A 22,319-nucleotide genomic window follows, 5' to 3' on the forward strand; every position below is an offset into this window, starting at 1 on the left:
CTGCGATCCGTGGACCAGCGGTGCTCGATCACAACAGCCAAGGGTTAACTGGAGGCCTCGGCATCGGCTTCTGCGAAGGCTTCACGGGCGAGCCGGAAACTGTCCACGGCTGCGGGGACACCGCAATAAATACCGACCTGAAGCAGAATTTCGCGTATTTGTTCACGACTCAGCCCGTTACGCAAGGCGCCGCGTACATGCAGCTTGAGTTCGTGCGGCCGGTTGAGGGCCGAAATCATCGCCAAGTTTATCATGCTGCGTTCTTTAAGCGACAAACCCTCACGGCCCCAGACGTGGCCCCAGCAGTACTCGGTGACCATTTCCTGGAGCGGGCGGGTGAAATCGTCGGCGTTCTCGATGGAGCGCTTCACGTAGGCCTCGCCCAGCACCTGGGTGCGGATTTTCAGGCCTTGTTCGTACTTGTCGTTGCTCATGTTCGTCCTCTCACCGCAGATCCCTTGTAGGAGCGAGCTTGCTCGCGATGGACTCAAGAGCGCCGCGTTTATCCAGTAAACACGCGTTATCGTTAATGACCATCGCGAGCAAGCTCGCTCCTACAGGGGGTTGTGTAGACCCATCAGGCCAGTGTGGGCAGCGGGCCCAGCTTGCCTTTGTGGTAGATCATCGGCGTCACCGGCTGCTCGGGCAGGATCAGGTTCTTCACCGCGCCGACGATGATCGCGTGGTCACCGCCGTCGTATTCGCGCCACAGTTCGCACTCGATGATCGCCGTCGCCTTGCCCAGCAACGGGTTGCCCAGGGCGCTGAGGTGCCATTCGATGGCCTTGGCCTTGTCCTTGCCTTTACTGGCAAAGGCATAGGCCTCGGCGGTCTGGTCGGCGGACAGCAGGTGGATCGCGAACTGCTTGCTGTCGCGCAGGATCGGGTACGTGTCAGAGGCGTAGTTGGGGCAGAACAGCACCAGTGCCGGGTCGATCGACAGTGCACTGAAGGCGCTGGCGGTGATGCCGACGATGCCGCCGTCCGGGTCCAGGGTGGTGACCACCGTGACCCCGGAAGGGAACGAGCTCATGACGTCTTTGTAAATGCCGGGTTCGATCATTTCGCAAATCTCCTAGCGCATCACAAACGGATCAGGCATGGGAGCCTGGGAAAGGTTGATCCACACCGTCTTGAGCTCGGTGTAGGCCAGCACCGAATCGATGCCGCTTTCGCGTCCATAGCCGCTGTTCTTGAAACCGCCGATCGGCGCCATGGCCGATACCGCGCGGTAGGTGTTGACCCAGATGATCCCGGAGCGCACGTCCCGGGCCAGGCGATGGGCGCGGCCCAGGTCGCGGGTCCAGATGCCGGCGGCGAGGCCGAACTGCGAGTCGTTGGCGATCGCCAGGGCTTCGGCCTCGTCTTTGAAGCGAATGACCGAGGCCACCGGACCGAAGACTTCTTCCTGCATGATCTTCATCGAGTTGCTATCGCATTCGAACAGGGTCGGCTCGTAGAACCAGCCTTCGCCCAGATGCTCCGGACGCTTGCCGCCCAGGCGCAGGTGCGCACCTTCGGCGATGGCATCGGCGACCAGGCCTTCGACCACGGCCAGTTGCTGCGCGGTGGCCATCGGCCCCATTTCGCTGCTGTCTTCCTGGGGGTTGCCGATGCGGATGCGCTTGGCGCGTTCGACCAGGCGCTCGACGAATTCATCGTAGATCGCGTCCTGCACCAGCAGCCGCGAGCCGGACACGCAGCTCTGGCCGGAGGCCGCATAGATCCCGGCGATCGCGCCGTTGATCGCGCTGTCGAGGTCGGCGTCGGCGAAAATGATGTTTGGCGATTTGCCGCCCAGCTCCAGCGACAGTTTGGCGAAGTTCTCCGCGCTGCTGCGCACTACGTGCCGTGCCGTCGCAGCGCCGCCGGTGAAAGCGATCTTGCGCACCAGCGGGTGGCGGGTGAGGGCCGCGCCGGTGCTTGGGCCGTAACCGGTGACCACGTTGACCACGCCCGGCGGAATGCCGGCTTCCAGTGCCAGGCGCGCCAGCTCGAGAATGGTCGCCGAGGCATGCTCGGACGGTTTTATCACGATGGTATTGCCCGCCGCCAGGGCCGGGGCCAGTTTGATCGCGGTCAGGTACAGCGGGCTGTTCCAGGGAATGATCGCCGCCACCACGCCCATGGCTTCGTGCACGGTGTAGGCAAACAGGTCCGGCTTGTCCAGGGGCAGGGTGCCGCCTTCGAGCTTGTCGGCCAGGCCCGCGGTGTAGTGGAAAAACTCCGGCAGGTAGCCGACCTGGCCGCGGGTTTCGCGGATCAGCTTGCCGTTGTCGCGGCTTTCCAGCTGCGCCAGTTGTTCCTTGTTTTCGGCGATCAGGTCGCCCAGGCGTCGCAGCAGCTTGCCGCGGGCGGTGGCGGTCAGGCCGCGCCAGGCCGGGCTGTCGAAGGCGGTCTGCGCAGCCTGTACGGCGCGTTCGACATCGGCTTCGTCGGCATCGGGCAGTTGCGCCCAGGGTTCGGCCAGGGCCGGGTTCAGGCTTTCAAAGGTCTTGCCGGACAGGGCATCGACCCATTCACCGCCGATGCACATCTGGAAGGAGGCGAGAGTCATGCAACGATCCCCTTTATCTGGTTTTGTCGGGCGTGCGCGTTGTCGAGGAATTCCAGCAACAGCTGGTTGACCAGGCGCGGCGATTCTACCGGCATCATATGCCGCTGCTCGGCGAGCACGGCAACCGTGGCGCCGGGAATTCGCTCGGCCAGTTGCCGGGCCATTTCCGGTGTCGAGCCCGGGTCCAGTTCGCCGGTGGCGACCAGGGTCGGTACCTGGATGCTCGCCAGGTCCTCGGCGCGGTACATGTCCTGGGTCGCGAACAGCTCGTAGGTGGTCAGGTAACCCTGGGGGTCATTCTCGGCCAGGGTTTGGCGCAACGCGGCGATCTGCGCCGGGTTGGCTGCCTGGTATTCGCGGCTGAACCAGCGTGACAGCGCGGCTTCGGCGTTGGCATCCGGGCCGTGCTCGGCCGCCTGGGCGGTGCGGGCGATGACGCCGGCACGCTGTTCGGCGCTGCGATTGAACACGCTGTTGAGCACCACCAGGCCTTGCAGGCGTTGCGGGTAGTGCAGGGCAAACGCCCGCGCTACCAGCCCGCCCATGGAAAAGCCGATCACCGTCGCCTGGGGCAACTGCAGGTGGTCGAGCAGCTCCAGCAGCTGGTCGGCATAGCCGAGCAGGGGCGTGCCGCTGGCCGGACGCGGGCTGGCGCCATGGCCGAGCATGTCGTAGGCGATCACGCGGTATTTCGTGGCCAGGCCAACGACCTGGCCGCCCCACATTTCTTTGTTCAGGCCCACGCCGTGGATCAAGACCACGGGCTGGCCTTGGCCGGTCGCCAGGTAACTGGTGCCAGCCGGGGTACGTTCAGCGGTGAGCCGAATCATGGAGCGCTCCTGCATGCCTTTTTGTTGTAGTTAGGCTGACCGGGATTACTGGGCCTTTTCGGCCGCCAGTTCTTCCAGGTCGATGTAACGGTTGCCGATGCGAGGGTGCAGGCGGCCGCCGTCGGCGCAACCCAGGACCACGACGATTTCGTCGGCGCGCGGTGCATCTTCGATTTTCATTTCCAGGGTGATGTAGTGCGAACGCAGGCCTTCGTCGTCCTTGTGCATCATCGGAATCTGGATCGAAGTGCCCGGGCCGCCGCGCTTGTTGGTGAAGCTCAGGTAGCTCTTGGCTTTCACCGCTTCGCGGTAATGGTTGCCGAAGCGCAGGGTGTGGATGACCGCCGAGGCGTGCTCGATTTCACCCTCGGCGCCGACCACGGCCGCCTTGCCATAGGCTTCGATCTTCTCGGCGCCGCCGATGATGCCGACCAGACGCTCGACCATCATGGCGCCGAGGTCGGAGCAGTTCTCGCGGATCTGTGGTTTCAGGTCTTCGACAAAACCGTTGCCCACCCAAGGGTTCTTCATGACGACGGCCAGGCCGACCATGGTCACGGGTCTGTCAGCGGCCTTGCCGCCTTCGATGAACGTTTCTTCGACGTAGCTGACGATCTTGCGGATTTCGAAACTCATGAGCTGCTCCGTAGGAGGTTTTGGGTGTCTGTGCGTCTGATGGTATACCATAATACCGGAAGCACAAGTCCCTCGGATGAGTTTCTGGTCGGACGGTTTGAAAAAGGGAGATTTTCAGCGACCCCGGAATCGGTTGACGACACCGGATACTGTGGGAGCGGGCTTGCCCGCGATGGCGGCGGCACATTAATAGAGGTGTTGGCTGGCAGACTGCTATCGCGAGCAAGCCCGCTCCCACAAGGATCTTCGGCGAACATGAGATCGAGGGTGTTGCGGTCAGGACTTCGCGTCCTTGGTCCCCAGCACATCACGAATGCTGTCCACCACATTGCTGTCCTTGATCACATCGTTCAGCCAGCCCTCGAGCGGCATGTTGCCCCATTTGATCGCGCGTTCGATCAGGTAGGGGACGGGGCTCTGGGGTTCGGTCTGTTTGAAGAACCGGGCGATGCCCGCCAGCTGGGTGAAGGCCTCGTCGCGGGTCAGCGGTGTGATGCGCAGCGGCGTGGCTGAAAGGTCTTGGGGCTGGGTCATGGCAGGACCTGCAGGTTGTTCAACAGCGTGTTCAGGGGCCGTAGCGGACGCGACCGGGGCCGGGTGCAGTTCAATGCCCCGATCCTTGAGCAGCTTCTCGGCCAGTTGCCCGGCGCGGAACAAGATGTCATTGAGCCCGGCAAAACTGGGTGCTTCGGCGCCGAAGTGGCGATCAGCGGCGCTCTGTAGCTGCTGACAGGCTTTCAGGCTGGCGGCGATTTCGGCGGCTTTGAGACGCAGATAGTCCGAGTCGGTCAATACCACCGAACGCTGGAATATCTCCGCATTGATCTTGCCTTCATCGAGGGCGACCCGCATGGCCTGGGGATTCTGCAACGCCAGGTTTTCCACGTGCCTGGACTCGTCATACCGCAGCAAACCGTATTGCTGCCCCTGGGTGATCGGCAGCGCGCCGACGATGTCCGCCAGCGAGGTTTTCATCCACGCCAGCCGTGCGGCGCGCTCATCGACGCCGTCCTCAAGGGACGGGAACAAGTCCGCCCAGAAGGCCTCCAGAATGCGCTCGGCCAGGGTCAGGCCGAAGGTGATGCCGACGAAATGGTAGCGGTGCGCCAGGCCTTCGCTGAGCCAGGCGACCAGCATCAAGTCCTTGCTCTGTCGAGCCAGGCCTTGTGCAGCCAGAGTGATGGTCAGGTCCCAATCCGAGGATTTCAGATCGGTCTGCCAATCACCCTGGGTCAGGTAATCGGGGTCTGCTCGACGCGCTTCCTTCACCTGATCGAACAAGGTGGAAAAGCTCAAGTCTTCGCCGCTTCCCTCATTGATGGGCGCTGTCAGTTCGGCCAGCGAAAGGTCGTTGAGAAATTCAGACATAGGCAACTCTGTTCAAGATAAAAGAACACCGTGCCTGATCGCCAGGCACGGTGTCGGACACGGACCGCTTGCGCGGCCCGCCATCGCTACAGACTCAAGCGAAAACCTTGTTGGCCGTGCGATCCCAACCGCCGGTCACGTTGCCGCCGCCCTGGCCATCGGCCCGGCTCTGCTGGGTGTAGGTGGTTTTGATGCGGGCGAAGTTGAAGCTGATTTCTTCGATCGGCAGGTCGCTGACCGATTTGTCTTCACCGCCTTGACTGCCACCGGCAACGGCCTTGACCGAGGAAACCACGACTTCTTCCAGATTGATGGTCAGGTAGGTGACCTTGTCGCCGCCGGCGCGGTTGACGTTCAGCTGGATCTTGGCGATGTGCGTGCCTTTGCAGCAGGCTTCGAACAGTTTGGCAGAAGCCTTGTCCACGGCCTTGCGGATGCTGAAGTCGCTCAACGCCACACGCTCCGACGAAGCGCCGCCCGAGGAGCTGGCCGTCGCAGAGGTCGCCTGGGTTGCGCTGAACTCGTAGCCCAGCACTTCGATCCAGTCCTTGTGCTTGTCGTCCAGTACTTCGCCTGGAATGCCTTCGATCTGGATGTATGCGTCAAATGCCATTTTTAATTTCTCCTTACCTTCATTTAAGGACTGACCTGCGCACAGGTCACGAACCCTTCGTTTTAACCTCTTTGAAACGATCAAGAGAGGTGTGTGACCGGCCAGGGCCAATACGTCGAAACGACCCGGGCACCGGTGTTTCTGCCAGTGGGGACGCTCTCAGTTGAGCGCCCGCACCTCGATTTCTACCCGCCGATTCGGCTCCAGGCACTGGATCAACCGGGCCCTGGGTTGCTGCATGTTGCATTTGACCAGGGGCCGGGTGCTGCCTTCGCCGATGGCTTCGACCAACTCGCCGGGCACGCCTTTGCCCACCAGGTAGGTCTTGATGGTCTGTGCGCGCTGTTTGGACACCTGCATATTGCCCTGGGGGTCGCCCAGTTGATCGGCATGCCCGGCGATGATGATCTTGCCGATGTCAGGGGTGCTCAAGAGCTTGCCGGCGATGGCACTGAGCTGGCCCTGGCCTTCGGTTTTCAGGCTCTGGAAATCGGCGCGGCCAAAGGCGAACAAGGTGTCCGACTCCAGGGTGATGGTCTCGATCGAGCGCAACGACTGGGTCAACAGGCTGTTGATGTAGTTGCGCGAACTGGACGTCAGGAACGCGTTGTCGAGGATCCGCGGCACGTCTTCCTCGTGGATCTGGTCGCTGTAGAAATTGATCTGCCGGCTGGCGAACTCGTAATCCAGGTTCGCGCCCGAGCCGTCATGGGCAGCGCCGATGGTCTTGCCGGTCTGGCGGGCGATCGCCGGGTACCAGTAGTCCGGGATCTTTGCCTTCAGGAACCCAGGGTCAGCCTTTTCGCGCCGGGCACGGGAGAGCATGACGTAGGTGTCCAGCGTCGTCTTGCCAAAGGCCGCGATCGACTGGGCCCGGTTGTCGCTCGGCAACGCCTTGGGCTCGACGCTGTCGATGCCGGTCACGGGCAACAATTCCTTGCTGTTGCGCTGATACACCTTGAGGGTGGTGAGCAGGTACAGCGAGCGGGTCAGGTTGTCGGCCGTCGGCTTGAGCATCACGCTTTCCAGCCGATCGAAATACCGGCTGCGCAGCAGGGGCTCGACCTTGTAGCCTTGGTACAGCCCCAGACGCAGGCGCAGCGGCACGCCCTGGTCATGGTGCTGCGCGTAGTAATGGGCGGTCCAGAAGCGCATGCGATCCAGGGTTTGCCACTCGGTGTATTGACCCGACGCCGACGCGTCAGTGGCGGCCGCCCGGGCCAGTTCCGTCGAGATCGCCTGCACGGTGTTTTTGTTGTTTACATAGGACCAGCCCAACAGTCCGCACAGCAGCAGCGCCACCAGGCCAGCGCCGCCAATCCAGGCCGCCTTGCGCCGACGTTCGCGATGGTTGGTGGTGTACAACGCCACCAGGTGCTGGTCAGGAATGATGACCTTTCTGAACAGGCTGCTGATGAACAGCGGGCGCGCTTGCGCCGTGCCGCTGGCGAGCGCTTGATCACTGTCCAGGGAGAAGCGCTCTGTGACCTGGCGGGTGTGCCCGCCCAGTTCCGGCTGGTCGGCATCCAGGGCGCTGGTGAAATAGAAGCCGCGCAGCAGTTCGGCCTTTTGATACGGGTTGGCGCGCAACAGGGCATCGACGAACAGCTGGAGCCTGGGTTTGAGCGCTGCCAGTTCCAGCGGGAAGCGATACACCGCCGAGTCCTGGCGGGTGATCTGAATGTCCTGCAGGACCAGTTGCTGGCTCGCCACCTGTTGCCAATAGCTGACCAACTCATCCATTGCCACGCCGAATTGCCGGCCCCAGTCGGCTTGCTCGTAGCCTTTATGGGCAAAGGTCTTGCCCATGACTTCGCCCCGGGCAACGTCATCCAGTTGGCGGTAGAAGGGGGCAAAACCCGGCACCAGGTCGCACTTGGTGAACACCAGGTAGACCGGCAGGCGCACTTCCAGCAGCGCATGGGTTTCCTGGATGCGCTCGCGCAGGCGCTTGGCAATCCGCTCCTGGTCCTCGAGCGAGGCTTGCAGGATGTCGTGGATGCTGACGGTGACGATCAAGCCATTGAGCGGCCGGCGCTGGCGGTGCTGGCGCAGCAGCTGGAGGAAGGCCCGCCATTTGCCGGCTTCCTCCTGGTTGTTCATGTAGCGCCCGGCGGTATCCAGCAGCACCGCCTCGGAGCTGAAAAACCAGTCGCAATTGCGTGTGCCGCCCAGGCCGGCGACGCGCGCACCTTCGCGCTCGGCATAAGGGAAGTTGAGACCCGATTGATAGAGCATCGTGCTTTTACCGGCAGCCGGCTGGCCGATCACCAGGTACCAGGGCAAGGCATACAAGGCATCCTTGGGATTGCCGCCCCGGGGCTTGTTGCTGTGCAGGCGCTCGATGCTCTGCAACAGGCGCTCGCGCAACAGGCTGACTTCCTCGCGATCCGCCGGGCTGGCGTTCAATACCGCCTGGTCGGCATCGTCGCGCAACAGCCCTTCGAGGTTGTGGTGCCGCGACACCCCACGATACAGCAGCAGCACGTAGCCGCAGGCGAGCAGCAGGAACACGCCGATGCCCGTCAGCAGGCTGTTCAGCGAGCTGAAGCCAAACCCACGCCCGATGCCCCACACGAGGAAGATCGTGAGGAAAAACACCACCCCGAGAATGTAGGGTTGGTAGCGCAAGAAGTAATACTTGATCTTGTTCATACGGACTTCGAATCCAGGGCAGCGACAAAACGGTCGATGACGTCGTCAAGAGGGCGATCGATTTCGGGAAAAACGTACGCAGGGTGGTGCTCGTCAAACGCCTCGAACGACCCCAGCACGTCAAAGCTTTGCGCACGCTCGCCAGTACCGGTCAGCACGCGATAGGCGTCGCTGGTGGTGCGCGAGGCAAAGCAGATCAGCCGGGGGCGCATGAAGTCGTCCGCCAGCAGGCTGATCTGCGGCACGGCGTTGCCGGGTGTCATGCGCGTCAACCAGGTGACCCACAAATCCGCCGTCGGGTTTTTCAACCCGCGTTCCGCCGGCAAGGGCAGGGCGATACCGATCGGCGTCCCGTGGCGCAGATGCCGGTTCAAGGCCTGCAAGCGGGTGAGCACGGCGTTGGTGACGAATTCCGGGTAGGCGCCTTCGAGGGCGGTGGCGATGTCGCGCAGGTTGAAGTTCACCAGGAACTTGTCGTGCACGCGCCGGAACAACTCGAAGTCCTGGCCCTGCAAGGGGCGCAAGGCCTTGATGCGATCGAACAGCACCGAGGTGCTTTCGCCCTGGGCGGCCATGTGCAGCAAGGGTCTGATCTGCCCGCTGAACAGCTCGCCCAGGGTGAACGGGTTGACCAAGGGCCCGGCTTCGCTGGCTTTCAGGCACTGGAAAATGAAGAACGGATAGCGGCGCTGGCTTGAATCCCTCGAACTGATCAGCCCGCCCAGCAACCAGTTGCCGCTGCGGGCGCGATAGCAGAAAAAGCACAGCGGCAACGCGTCGAACAATTCACGCCAGTCCTCACGAGGCTGCAGGGCGGCCAATGCGCCTTGCAGCCAGGCATCGAACTCACAGACGTCGTCGGCTGCACCGTGCAGGCTGACGAAGTCCGGGCTCGCGGGGACTTTGCCGAAACAGCCGATCATCGGCCGGGGCCCTGATTGAAAACGAGCGTGCTCACTGGGACCGTCCGCCTGTCGAGTTGAGTGCGCTCAGTGCCTTGACGTTGGCCAGGTCGGTCAGCTTGACGCCGCCATAGTTGCGCACGGCGAGGCTGACCTGGCCACTGGCGGTGTTCCAGCTGAAACGTTGCTGGATACCGTCCAGGTCGCTGACCCGGGCACTGTCATTCATGCGCAACAGGCCCCAGCGACCCGGGTAATCGAACACGGTGATGCGCTCGCCGGTCAGGGTCACCACGTCCATGCGCGCGCCGGGAGCGGTGGTGGTGCCCGGCCAGGAGAAGCGGCTCCAACTGGTCTTGCCGTTGCGGTAATGCTGCACCTGGCCATCGAGGGTGAAGATGATGTCGGTGAAGTGGGCCGAAGGCTCGAGCATGATCTCGAAGCCGTTTTCCCGGTCCGACAGGCTGGCGATCACCTGGCCCAGGGAGCTGGCCTTGTCGATGCTGTTGACCATGCCCGGATTGACCAGCGGCGTGGCCTTGCTGGCGCTGCTCATGCCCAGGCCTTCGCCGCCGGACAGGTTGCCGATTTCGTTGCGCTTGAAGTTCGGCAACAGGCCGGACTCCGGGTCGACGAAACGCTGCAGGTCCTTGACCGAGGCTTCGTTGCGACTGCCCGCCGCGATCGGGTAACGGTGCGCCATGACCTGTTCCCAGGGCTTGGCGATCTGTTGCGCCCAGGCCTTGGCGATCTGCTCGCCGGCCGGATCGCGCAGGGTTTCCCAGGCAAACTGGATCGGCAGACTGAACAGGCCTTGCAGCGAGGTCGACAGGCCGCCCTGGCTGGTGTCGACGGTGGTCTCGACGTAGTTGCGCACGCTGGTGATTTCGCTCGGCTGGCCTTCCAGGGTCTCGCTGATCAGTTGCTTGCTGCTTTTGCCGACGTCTTGGGAGCGCTGGATGTTGTTCATCCGCACCTTGAGCTTGCGCAACGCCGCCAGGTAGCGATCCATGATGGTGCTGTCGGCACCCTCGGCGTTCTGCACCGCGAACACCCGCGACACCGGCTCGAAGCGCTTGGCCAGGCTGCCGTCATCCACGGCGGGCAATGGCGAAATCAGCGCGTTCGGCGAGGTGTCCTGGCCATCGAAGATACCGGTGACCTTGCCCCAGAAACCGTCATCGCGCTTGATCCCCGGTTGTAGTGTTTCACGGGGTGCGGGCACATCCCATCGGGTGTTGTCGTTGACCGCCGCCAGCAGGTTTTTCACCGGCGAGTTCTGCACGTCGCTGAGCAGCGACAGTTGTCGGGTCGCGTTGGCCATGTCGGTGAAGTGGCGCACACCGACACTGTCGATGAAACCGTACCAGGCCTGGGTGTAGTCGCGCTTGTAGCGGGTCATGAACTCACGGATGAAGTTGGCTTTCTGCACCAGGCTGTCGCCGCCTTCGCCATCGAGCACCCAGTCCGATTCGTTGCGCAGGTTGCCCGACACCAGCTTGATCAGCTCAGGCTTGACGAACTGTTCCCAGCCCTGGCGGGTGAAAATCGCCGGCACCGCTTCGGTACCGTACAACAGCTGACGCCCCGGCAATGGCACCAGATCGCTCAGGCCCAGGGCCGGAAACTGGCGGCTGGACTCCAATTGCAGGCGCAAATATTCGCGATCCACCAGCGAGCTGGAAATCATGAACGACTTCAGGCTATTGCGGGTTTCGCTGATCAGTTGCTCGTTGCGAGGCAAGGAAGGCGCATGGCCATTTTTGAGCAGCTGCACGTACACCGGCACGTTGTCTTGAATGACTTCCAGGCTGACCGGGTGTTGCGCACTGGCGGTATTGGCCCAGGCCACCGGCAACGCCGCCCCGACGAATTCCGGCTCGGGATGGGTAGCGGGTTGGGTCAACATCAGGTAGAGCTTCAGCGCATTGTAGGATTCGATGATGGACTCGACCTGGCGCTCGTCCAGCCGGCCGAGCATTTCCTCGGACAACGAGAGCCCACCGGTGGTCGCCGACAGATCGGCGGCGTCGCTCGCCGTGGCCGGATTGCGCAGCGCGGTCATGGCCTCTGCGCGAACAGTGCTGGCGGCACCCTTGGCAGCACCGCTCAAACGGTTGCCGACATCACCAGCGCTGCGCGGAACGCTGCTCAAGCGGGTCGGCAATTTCAGCCCTTGGGCACGGGCCTTGGCGGAAGGATTGCCGGCCTTGGCGGACGCAGGCGCAAAGTTGTTCTGCGGGTCCATGGTTTTGGCGAACTCGTTGAACGCGCGCATCTGCAATTGCAGTTGCAGGGCCACCGGTTCCAGCGCCTGGGTACGCAGCTGCTGCAAATAGGCATTCTGGGCGAGGAGGTAGATGTCGTCACCACGATACAGGCCGGCGCCGAGTTGCAGCGGCACGCCTTGGGCACGGTATTTTTCGATGGCGGCGAGTTGATCGCGCAGCAATTCCAGGCCTTGGCCCGAGGCGAGCAACTGGGCGCGGTCCGGTGATTGCTGCAGCGCGGTCAGTTGCTCGCGCAACCCGTCCAGCCACTGGCGGTTGTTCTGGAATGACAGGGTTTGCCAGCCAATGAACACCAGCCCGGCCAGCACCGCCACACCCAGCAGGGCGGGGCTGAAGGACTTGTTCTGGCCGAAACGCGACTGATAGAGCGTCAGGTCGCGGTCCGGGAAAATCACCCGGCGGAAGGTGTCGGTAATGAAATAGCTGCGATCGCTGGTTTTCTGGCCGCTGCCCGGCGCGTGCTCGGGTTGTGGCTGCAGCGCGAACGACTCGGCGAGGTCATCTTCATAGACCTGGCTCAGCTGCTGATCGGTCTGCAGGGCGCTGGTGAAATACAGGCCGCGCAACAACAGCGGCGTGCCCGCCTGCCCGGTGTGGGCGAAGTGCTGGAGGAACTGCTCCAGCACCACCGACAGTTCGGAAAAGTAGTTCGGGAAGTTCAGCAGCGCACTGTTGGCATCGGCTCCCAGCGCAATCATCTGCGCGTCGACATGCCGACGGATATGACTGTGCAGGTTGGCCAGTTTGGCATCCAGCACCGGGCGCAGACCCTGGTTGCGGATTTCCGACAGACCGAAGGTCATGCCCAGCGGTTGCTGCCGTTCGTTCAGGTCCAGGCCTTCGAATGCCTGGCTGAAGCCCGGCAGTTGGTCGGTCTTGCTCAACATCAGGTAGATCGGCGGGTTGGCGTCCAGGCAGTCGGTGTATTCCTCGATGCGCGAAACCAGTTGCGCGGCGAGTTCGTTGCGCTCGGCTGCGCTGGCCGCCAGCAACTCGGGTAGGCTGACCACCAGCACCAGGCCGTTGACCGCCGCCTTGCTGCGTTGCTTTTTCAGCATCCGCAGGAACGCGGCGAATTCGCTGGCGGACTGGTCGTCGCGCAGGTAACGCCCGGCCGTGTCGATCATCACGGCCTCGGGGCTGAAGTACCAGTCGCAGTGTTGAGTGCCGCTGTGGGTGTCATTGGCGCTGTTGGCGATACTCGCGGATAGGCCGGAACGGGTCAGCAACGAGGTCTTGCCGGCGCCGGACATGCCGATGACCAGGTACCACGGCAGGTCATACAGCGCCGACGAGCCACCGCCACCGGCCGAGCGGTCGGTGCGCAGCATCGCGATGGCGTGCTTGAGGCGTTCGCGCAGCACTTGCTGGTCGCGGAACTCACCGGTGGACTTGAGCGATCGATCGACTTCGATCTGCACCAGGTTCTCAAGGTTGTGTTCCGCGCGGATCCGCTTGTACTGACGCAGCACAATGAGCAGCAGGTAGAAGGCGCTGATGATCGCCATCGCCTCCAGCGCATAGCCTTGCAGCCAGCTGACGTGCGGCGCGACGAACCAGCACACTGCCAGGCTCGCCAGCCACAACACGGGGATGACGAACCAAAAACTTTTCAACAAACGCAATAATGTCTTCATGTCTTCCTGACTCGATTACCTGACCTGTGCTCAGGCACTGAACAGCTGGCTGATTTGTTCGGACAACGCGGCGACGTCCTTGGCCAACAGCCAGTCCAGCGTCAGGTAAACACCCACGCAGACCAGCGCGATCAGCGCCAGGTAGAGCCAGACGGGCACTTCATGGCGCAGCATCTGCGAGACCTGGTCGGGCAGGGCCCAGTCCGGCGACAGCGCCTTGGGCGTCTTGCGGTAACGCGCGATGTCCTGGCCCAAGGTGTTGGCCAGGTAGCGCAACTGGTCTTTCTGGCCGAGGCTGAACTTGCCTTCGAAACCCAGCGCCAGGCACAGGTGGTACACCTCGAGCACATCCAGGTTCTGCTTGACGTCGCTGCGCAACGAATCGATTTTCTCGAAGAAGCCTTCGCCGGCCAGGTGCACGCCGAAGTAGCGGAACTGCAATGGCTGCAGTTCGAAGTGACTGCGCAACGGGTTATCGACCGCCCCCGGGACGCCGGAGCGCAACACGCTTTCGTCGAGGAACGCACACAGGGCGTATTGCGTGTCCTTCACTTGTTCGACGCTGTAGTTGGCGCTGCGGGCTTCGCGTTCCAGGGTCGAAAAGAAGGCATCGATGCTCGCCTCGAAAGCGGTGACCGAGGTCACTTGCCGGCCCTTGCGCACGATCAGCGCCATGCTGATGAAGTCTTGCACCAGGTCTTTCAGCAGCGGTTTTTCGCTGGCGGTCGCCATGGCGCCTTGCATTACGGCTTCAGTCATTTGAGTACCGCCATCAGTTCAAGCTTGAGATTGGTAAAGGCGCTGGGCGCGTAGAACGAGATGGCCTGGGCACTCATCATGCGTTCGTACACCCGGCCATGGGGCTCGATAGAGAAGTAGTGATTGTCCAGGCGCACCGGAATCGCATTGGGCAAGCGGCTCGCGTGATTGAGCGTGACCCCGGGCATGGCGCTGTTGACCACCACTTCGATGTCTTCGGGCGAACCGACCTTGAACGCGCGCGGCACCAGTTCCAGCAGGCTGGAACCCGGCATGTCGGCGTGCACGGAAATATAGAAATCGGCCTCGGCCAGGCGCGGGTCGAGCAACTGGCCCTGCCAGTACGACGGCTTGGTCTGGGTCAGGTTGATCACCACGCACTGGTTAGGCACCACGTTGTCGAGCAGGACGCGGATCATCTCGTCGAGCTTGACCAGCGAGGCCGCCGGGTCGTGATGGTCATACTCGGGGATGTCGTTGAGCTGGGTGTCCAGGGAAAACGTCAACAGGCCGCCCGCCAGCTCCGCGAGAAACAGATACAGGCGCTCGGGGTGCAGGCGCGGGTGGGCGAGCAGGTGCGCCAGGCCCGGGTGCGCACGGTTCACCGTGTTCAGCAGCCAGAACAGGGTCACGTCGCTGGAGCCGAACTCGGCAATCTGGTCCGCGCGTTCGCGACGACGGCCCGACAGCGCCTTGCTCTTGGATTGCAAGGCGCCGAGCAAGCGTTTGCCCAGCCCGATCAGGGTTTCGTGGGTGCCGACATGCAGGGTCGGGTGCACAAAGTGCGCGTCGAGGTTGAACCCCCCGATGTTGTTGCGCGACAGCCGGGCGATCGGGCACCAGCTGTAGCCATCCAGGTTGTCGCCGTCGATCAGCATCACCACGTTCAGGCGCAGGCTGGTGATTTCGTTCTCGAGGTCGCCTTCATTCAGGTCCGGCAAGGTGTCGAACTGCTTGCGAAAACGCCGTGCGCTTCTTTGCTCCTGGCCGTCTTCGATATAATTCATGCCGAAGGGCTCAGGCAGTTTCAGCGCGGCGTAGACCTTCAGGTCGTTGCCCTTGAGCAGGTCTTTCAAGTCACGGGCCGCTGGCAGCGGGTCATGCTGCGGCGCGTCATACAAGCTGCCGTCGGGAAACACCAGTTTCAGCCGTTTGAGCTGCAAGGAGCCGGTGGCGAGGGCTTCTTCATCGACCTGCAGCATCTGCACGCCCCAATGGAAGGGCGTGCTGCGCAGCGTCGATTCCGCCAGCTGATGCTGGTGGAACTCATCCTGGTATTGGAAATGTTGTGGCAAAAGGAACATGCCTTCCGACCACATCACCCGGCTTTGCTTACTCATGAACGCCTTCCAATAGAGAGTTTAATTTCGACTCCGTCGCCTTTTGCGCGGAGCTGGTGGCCGTGTCTTCGGCCTGCTGCACGACCGCGTCCTGGACACGCTGGGTGAGGCTGCCTTCAGTTGGCTGGTCGGTCTGCGCAGACGCCTTGGCAAGCTGCGCTTCGGTCTTGGGTTTGTTCAGTACGTCGACGCCGCCCATGGCGGAGACGGTGTTGTTGTCCACCAGCACCCGCAGGCCATCGGAGGAAAACCAGATGCCATCCTTGCGCAGCGAGTTGGCGTCAAAGGCGACCTTCCAGCGGCTGTTTTCTTCCGAGCGGAAAAAAGCGGCGACGCCGACATAGCCCGCGGCCTTGTTCAAAGGCCACTTGTCGACCTGTCCCATGCCCGGCAGCAGGGTGATTTCGCGGTTTTCCAGCAGCGTATTGCCCAGGGCCTTTTGCGGGTCGTCCCACAGGGTGTCGGCGTCGATCGAGGAAAAGCGCTCCAGCGAAGTCAGCTGGTACACGCGAATCACCACCGACAGCGGTTTGCCGGACTCGTCGGGATTGAGCTGATTGCCGCCGTCGGAGGTCAGGATGACCTTCTCGTTGTCGTCGAACAGCATGTCGCCGGCCCAGGTGTCGTCGACCCGCTTGCCGACTCGGTCGGTGACGCCACAGGCGGTCAGTGCCATCATCATAGCCACCGCGACCAGGCACTTTGCCAATGCTGGCTGCGCTGCACGCTTCCCTGTCTGTCTGTTATCCATCACGGTTACCTGTAAGTGCTCGATCAGCTCAGGCGACAGGCGAAATCGCCGTCGCTGTCCATCTCGATGTGCAAACTCTGAATCGGTGTGTCCTGCGCCATTCGCTCCAGCACCTGCTGGGCCAGTTCCGGCATCAGGGTCTTGGACAGAATGTTGTCGATGTTGCGCGCGCCGCTGTCGACTTCGGTGCAGCGTGCGGCAATGGCCTTGACCAGCGCGGCGTCGTAGCTCAGCACGGCTTGATGGTTGCGCTCGAAGCGCTGGCGGATGCGTTCGAGCTTGAGCGCGACGATGCGCTCCAGGATCGCGTCCTTGACCGGGTAGTAGGGGACGATGGTCAGGCGGCCGAGGAACGCCGGCTTGAACACCTGGTTCAACTCCTCGCGCAAGCCTTCGACGATTTCATCCGGCGTCGGCTGCTGCCCGGCATTCAGGCACGCCTGCATGATGTGCTCGGTGCCGGTGTTGGACGTGAGGATGATCACGGTGTTGCGGAAATTGATCTCGCGGCCTTCGCCGTCATCCAGCACGCCTTTATCGAACACCTGGAAGAACAGTTCGAGCACGTCCGGGTGGGCTTTTTCCACTTCATCCAGCAGCACCACGCTATACGGTTTGCGCCGCACGGCTTCGGTCAGCACGCCGCCTTCGCCGTAACCGACGTAACCCGGTGGCGAGCCCTTGAGGCTCGATACCGTGTGGGCTTCCTGGTACTCGGACATATTGATGGTGATCAGGTTGCGCTCGCCGCCGTACAGGGTGTCGGCCAGGGCCAGGGCGGTTTCGGTCTTGCCGACGCCGCTCGGGCCGAGCAACAGGAACACGCCGATCGGTTTGTTCGGGTCTTCCATGCGCGCGCGGGACACCTTGATGCGCTTGCCGATTTCCTGCAGCGCGTGATCCTGTCCGAGCACGCGTTCACCCAGCAGTGCGGGCAGGCGCTGGACGGTGTCGATCTCGTCGCGCAGCATCTTGCCCAGGGGGATGCCGGTCCAGCCGGAGATCACTTCGCCGATGGTGCCGCCATCCACCAGGGCGTGCACCAGCGGTTGTTCGCCCTGGACGCTGGCCAGTTCGGCGCGTACGGCGGCAATCTCGCGCACATCGGGCGCCTGGTTGTCCGGATGGCTGAGCGCGCCGAGTTTTTCCACCAGTTGCAGTTCGCGCTGCCACTGTTGCTCCAGGGTTTCGCGGGTGTGCTGCCCGGCCTGCAATTCGGTCTGCAGGGTGGCCAGGCGCCGGGCATGGTCGCTGCCTTTGGCCGCTTCCTGCTGCAGCACCGCGATTTCTGCCTGGAGGTTGTCGAGGGTTTTTTTGCAGTCTTCCAGCGGCCCCGGCTGCGCCGATTGACCCAGGGCGACCCGGGCGCAGGCGGTGTCCAGCACGCTGACGGCCTTGTCCGGCAACTGGCGCCCGGTGATGTAGCGACTGGACAGGCGCACGGCCTGCACCAGCGCTTCGTCCATCACCGTGACCTTGTGGTGATCCTGCATCTTGCCCAGCAGGCCGCGCAGCATGTGGATCGCCTTGTCTTCGTCCGGCTCCTCGACCTTGACCACCTGGAAGCGCCGGGCCAACGCGGCGTCTTTCTCGAAGTACTTCTTGTACTCGGCCCAGGTAGTCGCGGCGATGGTGCGCAGTTCGCCCCGGGCCAGGGCCGGCTTGAGCAGGTTGGCGGCATCGTTCTGCCCGGCCTGGCCACCCGAGCCGATCAAGGTGTGCGCTTCGTCGATGAACAGAATGATCGGGTGCAGGCTGCGCTTGGTTTCCTCGATGACCGACTTGAGGCGGTTTTCAAACTCGCCCTTGACCCCGGCACCGGCCTGCAGCAAGCCCAGGTCGAGGGTGTGGATGGCGACGTCTTTAAGCACCGACGGCACGTCACCCTGGATGATGCGCAGCGCCAGGCCTTCGACGACGGCAGTTTTACCCACGCCGGCTTCACCGGTCAGGATCGGATTGTTCTGGCGACGACGGGTCAGGATGTCGACCATCTGCCGCACCTCGAACTCGCGACCCAGCACCGGATCGATCCGGCCTTCGCGAGCGCTTTGCGTCAGGTTGATGGTGTACTGATCGAGGGCCGGGGTCTTGCCGTTGCCTTTTACCGTGCCGCGGGCCGTGACGTCCGCACCGGCCAATGGCTTGGCCTGTTGCGATTCGGCGCTGCCTTCGACCAGCGCGCCGAGGTTGACCCGCAGGTCGTCGGCATTGATTTTTTCCAGCTCGGGGGCGGAGGCGATCACCACCCGGCGCAGCTCGTTGTCATCCAGCAACGCCTGCAACAGATAACCGGTGCGAATCTGCCCCTGGCCGAATTCGATGGAGGCCAGCACCCAAGCCTGCTCGATCATCCGCGTGATGTGCGGCGACAGTGCCGGGGTGCGGGTATTGCCTTTCTTGAACGTGCCCAGCGCCGTCACCAATTGCGCCTGCAGGCGCTCGGGCACTACGTCGTAGTGCCGCAGGATGGCCGGCAGGTCGTTGTCGTGGCTGTCGAGCAACTGCAACAACAGGTGCTCGATCTCGACGTCGTAGTGTTGTTCCGACAGGCACAAGGCCGCGGCACTTTCGGTGGCGGTGCGGCTGGTGTCGTTCAACTTGGCAAACAGGGACTTCAGGTTCACAGGGAGACCCCATCGAATGGAATGTGGAAGAGGGCGCAACGGGACGGTTCCACGTCGACGCCCGGGCGTTTGAGCCAGCCCAGCCAGCCCAGTGACACATTGCCCTGGCGACCGAGGCGGGCCACGGGGACGGCTGCGGGCTTGAGCCTGGGCGCCAACTGGAAGTCCAGTTCGGCGCCGACGTAGAAGCGCACCAGTTCCACCAGTTTCTGGTAGTCCACGGTGCCGGGCTGGAAGCGTTGATAGTCGACCAGGTCCAGCGGGCCGATCTCGATGCGCACGCAGGATTGATAGTCCCAGACCCGGTTGCCGGCCACGGCGCTTTGCCCGAGCACGGCGTTCTTGCGACCCAACTGTGTGCACTGGCCGGCATCGAGTTTCAGCCAGCGGCCGGCAAACGGCTTGACCTTGAACGGCAGCGAAAAATAGAAGCCCAGCATCGCTTCGAGGTTCATCGCGTTGCGTGGCTTCTGGGCGAACAGGCCGGAGAAATAGCTGAACAATTCGCGCCGCAGCGGTGAGCCTTGCCTGTCGAATTTCTGCTTCTGCGCCTCGGGGCCGAAACCCACCAGGTTGAGCAGGTAGCGATCGAAATCCGAGGTGCCGTTGCGTTCGTACTCGATGTAGAACTTGTATTTCTGCCAGGCCTCGTAAAACAGCGTGGTCATGCGGTGCGAGAAAATATCGAGGAACGCATGGGCCGCGTCATCCCGGTACTGGATGTGCCGCTCGATCAACAGCTCGGTGTAGGGGCGCGGCAACACACCCGAGGGCCCGACCAGGCCCATGAACGTGACTTGCACTTCCGACAGCGGCAAACCGGCCGCGGACACCTTGCCCTCGCGCTCGAACTGCAGGTCGCTGACTTCACTGGCGGGGAAGTTGAGCGACAGCTGCGAGCGAAAACGCAAAGGGTCTTCGTGGGGTCGAGTGTCCAGGTCCATGCGCCCGGTTCTGCTGTAATGCAGGCGGAGCAAGCGCACCAATTGGAAAAATTCGAATCGGTGCGGCTCAGCCCGTGCCTGGTCGATCAGACCAGGGGTTGATCGCCGGTTCGCGGTGGCCATTGGACGACTCTCTTTTCGCGCTGCAAGGTGCGAAGGGTTAATTGGGTAAAACTGTTCATGCTGCAGTACTGGCCAAAGAAGTGGTCCAGCACCATGCCGAACAAAAACACACCGCTGCCGGTGTACTGGCTTTCATCGAAATTCAGGGTGATGCCGACGCCGCGCACGAAGTTCGGCCGCGGGTGGCCGATACGCGCCACCACCGGTTCGCTGCTCACCGAAACGATGCCGTTGATCTGCTTGCGGATCGCCGAGACGTTGCGGTAGTTGTAGAGCGACAACAGCTCCAGCAGCACGTCGCGCCCCCGGGACACCAGGGACATATGGTTGAGCGACAGGTGCGAGATCAGGCGCCAGATCACGCCATTGCCCAAGGGTACGCGGGCCGTTGCGGTGGGTTTGCGCAAGCAGCGGATGTCGTTGATCACCGAGTTGCCGGGAATATTGAAATCGCCGCGCTCGCCACCGAACGGCAGCATCAACGGCAGGTCGCGGTTGCTGCAGGTCAGGCGGATGCTCAACGTATCGTTGCTGGAATCGAGCAGCTCCAGCTCGCGATCCACCACCCGGATGACCATGTTCGAGCCATCCCGTTGTCGGGTCTGCACGGGGCGACGCCGGGCAATCCAGAAGCTTTGGCCGGGTCCCTGGTCGCCGCGCGGTTCGAAAAACGGGTGGCAGGTGTCGACCTGATCGAGGCCGCCGACCTTGCGCACCCGGCGTACGCGATCGATGGACACCACTTCGGCCGAGCTTTGCAGGCGCACATCCGGCGTCACCGCGTACTCATGCTGGGCATGGGTCAACTTGATCGGCTCGGCCTGCTGGCGGAACAGGTTGATGATCGGCGTGCAGTTGAGCTTGAAGTTATTGCGCCCGATGTTCTGCGTCAGGCGCGCCAGGCGATCGCTCAGGTCGTAATCCGAGAAATAGAAGTTGATCTCGATGTTCTCGAGGTTCTGGCCCGCCAATAGCCGCGAAAACCCCGACAGGTCGAAGAACATGAACTTGTCCGGGAAGGTGAAGTACTCGTGGAGCAAGCGATAACCCAGGAACGAGCGCTCCGAGTAATCCACCAAGCCTTCGTCCACACCATAACCGACGGCTTTCAAGGCGTTGGCCGGCAATGCGACCTCGCGAGTGCGGCCCTGGTCTTCAAAGCTCACCGTAGCCTTGGCCAGGTTGTTGAACAGCAACTCGTAGAGCTGCAGCATCAGGGTGCTTTCGCCGTCGAGGAAAAAGCGCAGGCGGTCCAGCTCCATCTTGCCGAACATCACATCGGACGTTGCCCTCAGGCCGATGCGCAGGCGCGCGACCAGGTCGGCGCTGTGACCGTTGAACGCCGAGCGCTCCATTTCGATGAACGAGGCTTGATGCACCGCCACCGGCCAGAGTTCGACCGGGTAGCAGGTGCGGAATTTGCACACCACGCCATCGATCGGGTTGGCACTGAGTTCGGTGTGGCGGGCGACATGGAAGGCTTCGGTGACTTTTTCCTGCTTGCCCAGGTTGAACTCGACAATCGACATCGACGGAGTAGGGCGCAGGTAATGCGGGTACAGCACTTCGAGAAACGACTCGACGATTTCCGGCAGTTCATCGTCGAGCTTCTTGTGCACCCGGGCCGACAGGAACGAGAAGGCCTCGATCAAGCGCTCGGTATGCGGGTCTTCGCAGTTATCGCCCTCGATGAGCAACCGCGAAGCGATCTTCGGGTACTGGCTGGCGAACTCCTGGCCCAAAAAGCGCAGGTGCGACAGTTCCTTTTCGTAGTAAGGGAGCAGATCGTCGAGCATCAGTTGAGGTTCTGCACTTTGTATTCCTGGGTATTGACCTGCAGCACCGCGTCGAAGGACACCTGACGGGTAATGTCTTGCAGACGCAGTACGGCGTCGACGCGGAAGGTCAGCATGCGTTGGCCGGTCTGTTGCGCGAGCAGCTGGACTTTGACGTTGCGAAACCGCCGGTCGCCGACGCTGATAGCTTTTTCCAGCTGGCGTTGAATCAACAGGCGGTCCTGGGGATCCAGCACGCTGCGGCTGGTGAAGTCCGGCATGCCGTAGTCGAGGATGGTTCCGCCCAGATTGGCGAAACCCTCCAGCTCGTTGGCGACCAGCGACTGGCGCGTGTTGACCAGCACCTCGAGGTCGCGAACGATGCTGGCCTTGTAATCGGCCAGCGAACACAAGCGTTGCGATGACGCTTCCATGGACTGATGGGGAAGATCGTCCAGCAAGCGATCCAGCAGCGATGGCAACAGCCTGTGTTGACTACTCATGTTGCCTC

The 22,319-nt window shown here is 62.5% G+C and carries 17 protein-coding genes; all 17 read right to left on the minus strand.

Features of this window, described 5'->3' with window-relative positions:
- Positions 1–44: 44 nt before the first annotated feature.
- Entirely contained in the window at positions 45–434 is a 390-nt protein-coding gene (locus tag PMA3_RS11250) for a carboxymuconolactone decarboxylase family protein (RefSeq protein WP_064677219.1), read from the minus strand.
- A 143-nt stretch (positions 435–577) separates the two neighbouring features.
- Complete coding sequence (locus PMA3_RS11255; RefSeq protein WP_064677220.1) at positions 578–1,063, minus strand: flavin reductase family protein; 486 nt, start codon at positions 1,061–1,063, stop codon at positions 578–580.
- 12 nt (positions 1,064–1,075) lie between these two features.
- Positions 1,076–2,557, minus strand: coding sequence for an aldehyde dehydrogenase (locus tag PMA3_RS11260; RefSeq protein ID WP_064677221.1), 1,482 nt, complete (start codon positions 2,555–2,557; stop codon positions 1,076–1,078).
- Entirely contained in the window at positions 2,554–3,387 is an 834-nt protein-coding gene (locus tag PMA3_RS11265; protein ID WP_064677222.1) for an alpha/beta fold hydrolase, read from the minus strand. The genes PMA3_RS11260 and PMA3_RS11265 overlap by 4 nt, the downstream gene beginning before the upstream one ends.
- Before the next feature lie 45 nt (positions 3,388–3,432).
- Complete coding sequence (locus PMA3_RS11270) at positions 3,433–4,023, minus strand: amino acid synthesis family protein (protein WP_064677223.1); 591 nt, start codon at positions 4,021–4,023, stop codon at positions 3,433–3,435.
- A gap of 276 nt (positions 4,024–4,299) precedes the next feature.
- Positions 4,300–5,391: a type VI secretion system protein TssA gene (gene tssA / locus PMA3_RS11275; RefSeq protein WP_064677224.1), complete on the minus strand. Its 1,092-nt coding sequence runs from the start codon at positions 5,389–5,391 to the stop codon at positions 4,300–4,302.
- 94 nt (positions 5,392–5,485) lie between these two features.
- A complete protein-coding gene (locus PMA3_RS11280; protein WP_064677225.1) occupies positions 5,486–6,004 on the minus strand; it encodes an Hcp family type VI secretion system effector in 519 nt (172 codons plus the stop codon).
- A gap of 159 nt (positions 6,005–6,163) precedes the next feature.
- Positions 6,164–8,659 carry a type VI secretion system membrane subunit TssM gene (gene tssM / locus PMA3_RS11285; protein ID WP_064677226.1) on the minus strand — a complete coding sequence of 832 codons (2,496 nt, stop codon included), beginning with the start codon at positions 8,657–8,659 and terminating at the stop codon, positions 6,164–6,166.
- The gene (gene tagF, locus PMA3_RS11290; protein WP_064677227.1) at positions 8,656–9,582 is read right to left on the minus strand and encodes a type VI secretion system-associated protein TagF; all 927 of its coding nucleotides are present in this window, start codon (positions 9,580–9,582) and stop codon (positions 8,656–8,658) included. The genes tssM and tagF overlap by 4 nt, the downstream gene beginning before the upstream one ends.
- A 31-nt stretch (positions 9,583–9,613) precedes the next feature.
- Complete coding sequence (locus tag PMA3_RS11295; protein WP_064677228.1) at positions 9,614–13,489, minus strand: type VI secretion protein IcmF/TssM N-terminal domain-containing protein; 3,876 nt, start codon at positions 13,487–13,489, stop codon at positions 9,614–9,616.
- 30 nt (positions 13,490–13,519) lie between these two features.
- Positions 13,520–14,248 (minus strand): type IVB secretion system protein IcmH/DotU, encoded by a 729-nt coding sequence (icmH, locus tag PMA3_RS11300; protein ID WP_064677229.1) that lies wholly within the window; start codon positions 14,246–14,248, stop codon positions 13,520–13,522.
- Positions 14,245–15,588: a type VI secretion system baseplate subunit TssK gene (tssK, locus tag PMA3_RS11305; RefSeq protein WP_064677230.1), complete on the minus strand. Its 1,344-nt coding sequence runs from the start codon at positions 15,586–15,588 to the stop codon at positions 14,245–14,247. Before tssK ends, icmH begins: the two co-directional genes overlap by 4 nt.
- Complete coding sequence (gene tssJ / locus PMA3_RS11310) at positions 15,581–16,339, minus strand: type VI secretion system lipoprotein TssJ (protein ID WP_082930297.1); 759 nt, start codon at positions 16,337–16,339, stop codon at positions 15,581–15,583. The genes tssK and tssJ overlap by 8 nt, the downstream gene beginning before the upstream one ends.
- 23 nt (positions 16,340–16,362) lie before the next feature.
- Positions 16,363–18,966, minus strand: a complete 2,604-nt coding sequence (gene tssH / locus PMA3_RS11315; protein ID WP_064677232.1) for a type VI secretion system ATPase TssH — start codon at positions 18,964–18,966, stop codon at positions 16,363–16,365.
- A complete protein-coding gene (tssG, locus tag PMA3_RS11320; protein ID WP_064677233.1) occupies positions 18,963–20,033 on the minus strand; it encodes a type VI secretion system baseplate subunit TssG in 1,071 nt (356 codons plus the stop codon). Before tssG ends, tssH begins: the two co-directional genes overlap by 4 nt.
- Positions 19,997–21,829 carry a type VI secretion system baseplate subunit TssF gene (tssF, locus tag PMA3_RS11325; RefSeq protein ID WP_064677234.1) on the minus strand — a complete coding sequence of 611 codons (1,833 nt, stop codon included), beginning with the start codon at positions 21,827–21,829 and terminating at the stop codon, positions 19,997–19,999. Before tssF ends, tssG begins: the two co-directional genes overlap by 37 nt.
- Positions 21,829–22,311 (minus strand): type VI secretion system baseplate subunit TssE, encoded by a 483-nt coding sequence (tssE, locus tag PMA3_RS11330; RefSeq protein WP_064677235.1) that lies wholly within the window; start codon positions 22,309–22,311, stop codon positions 21,829–21,831. The genes tssF and tssE overlap by 1 nt, the downstream gene beginning before the upstream one ends.
- Positions 22,312–22,319: the final 8 nt, after the last annotated feature.

The sequence above is a fragment of the Pseudomonas silesiensis genome (assembly GCF_001661075.1).
Classification (GTDB): Bacteria; Pseudomonadota; Gammaproteobacteria; order Pseudomonadales; family Pseudomonadaceae; genus Aquipseudomonas; species Aquipseudomonas silesiensis.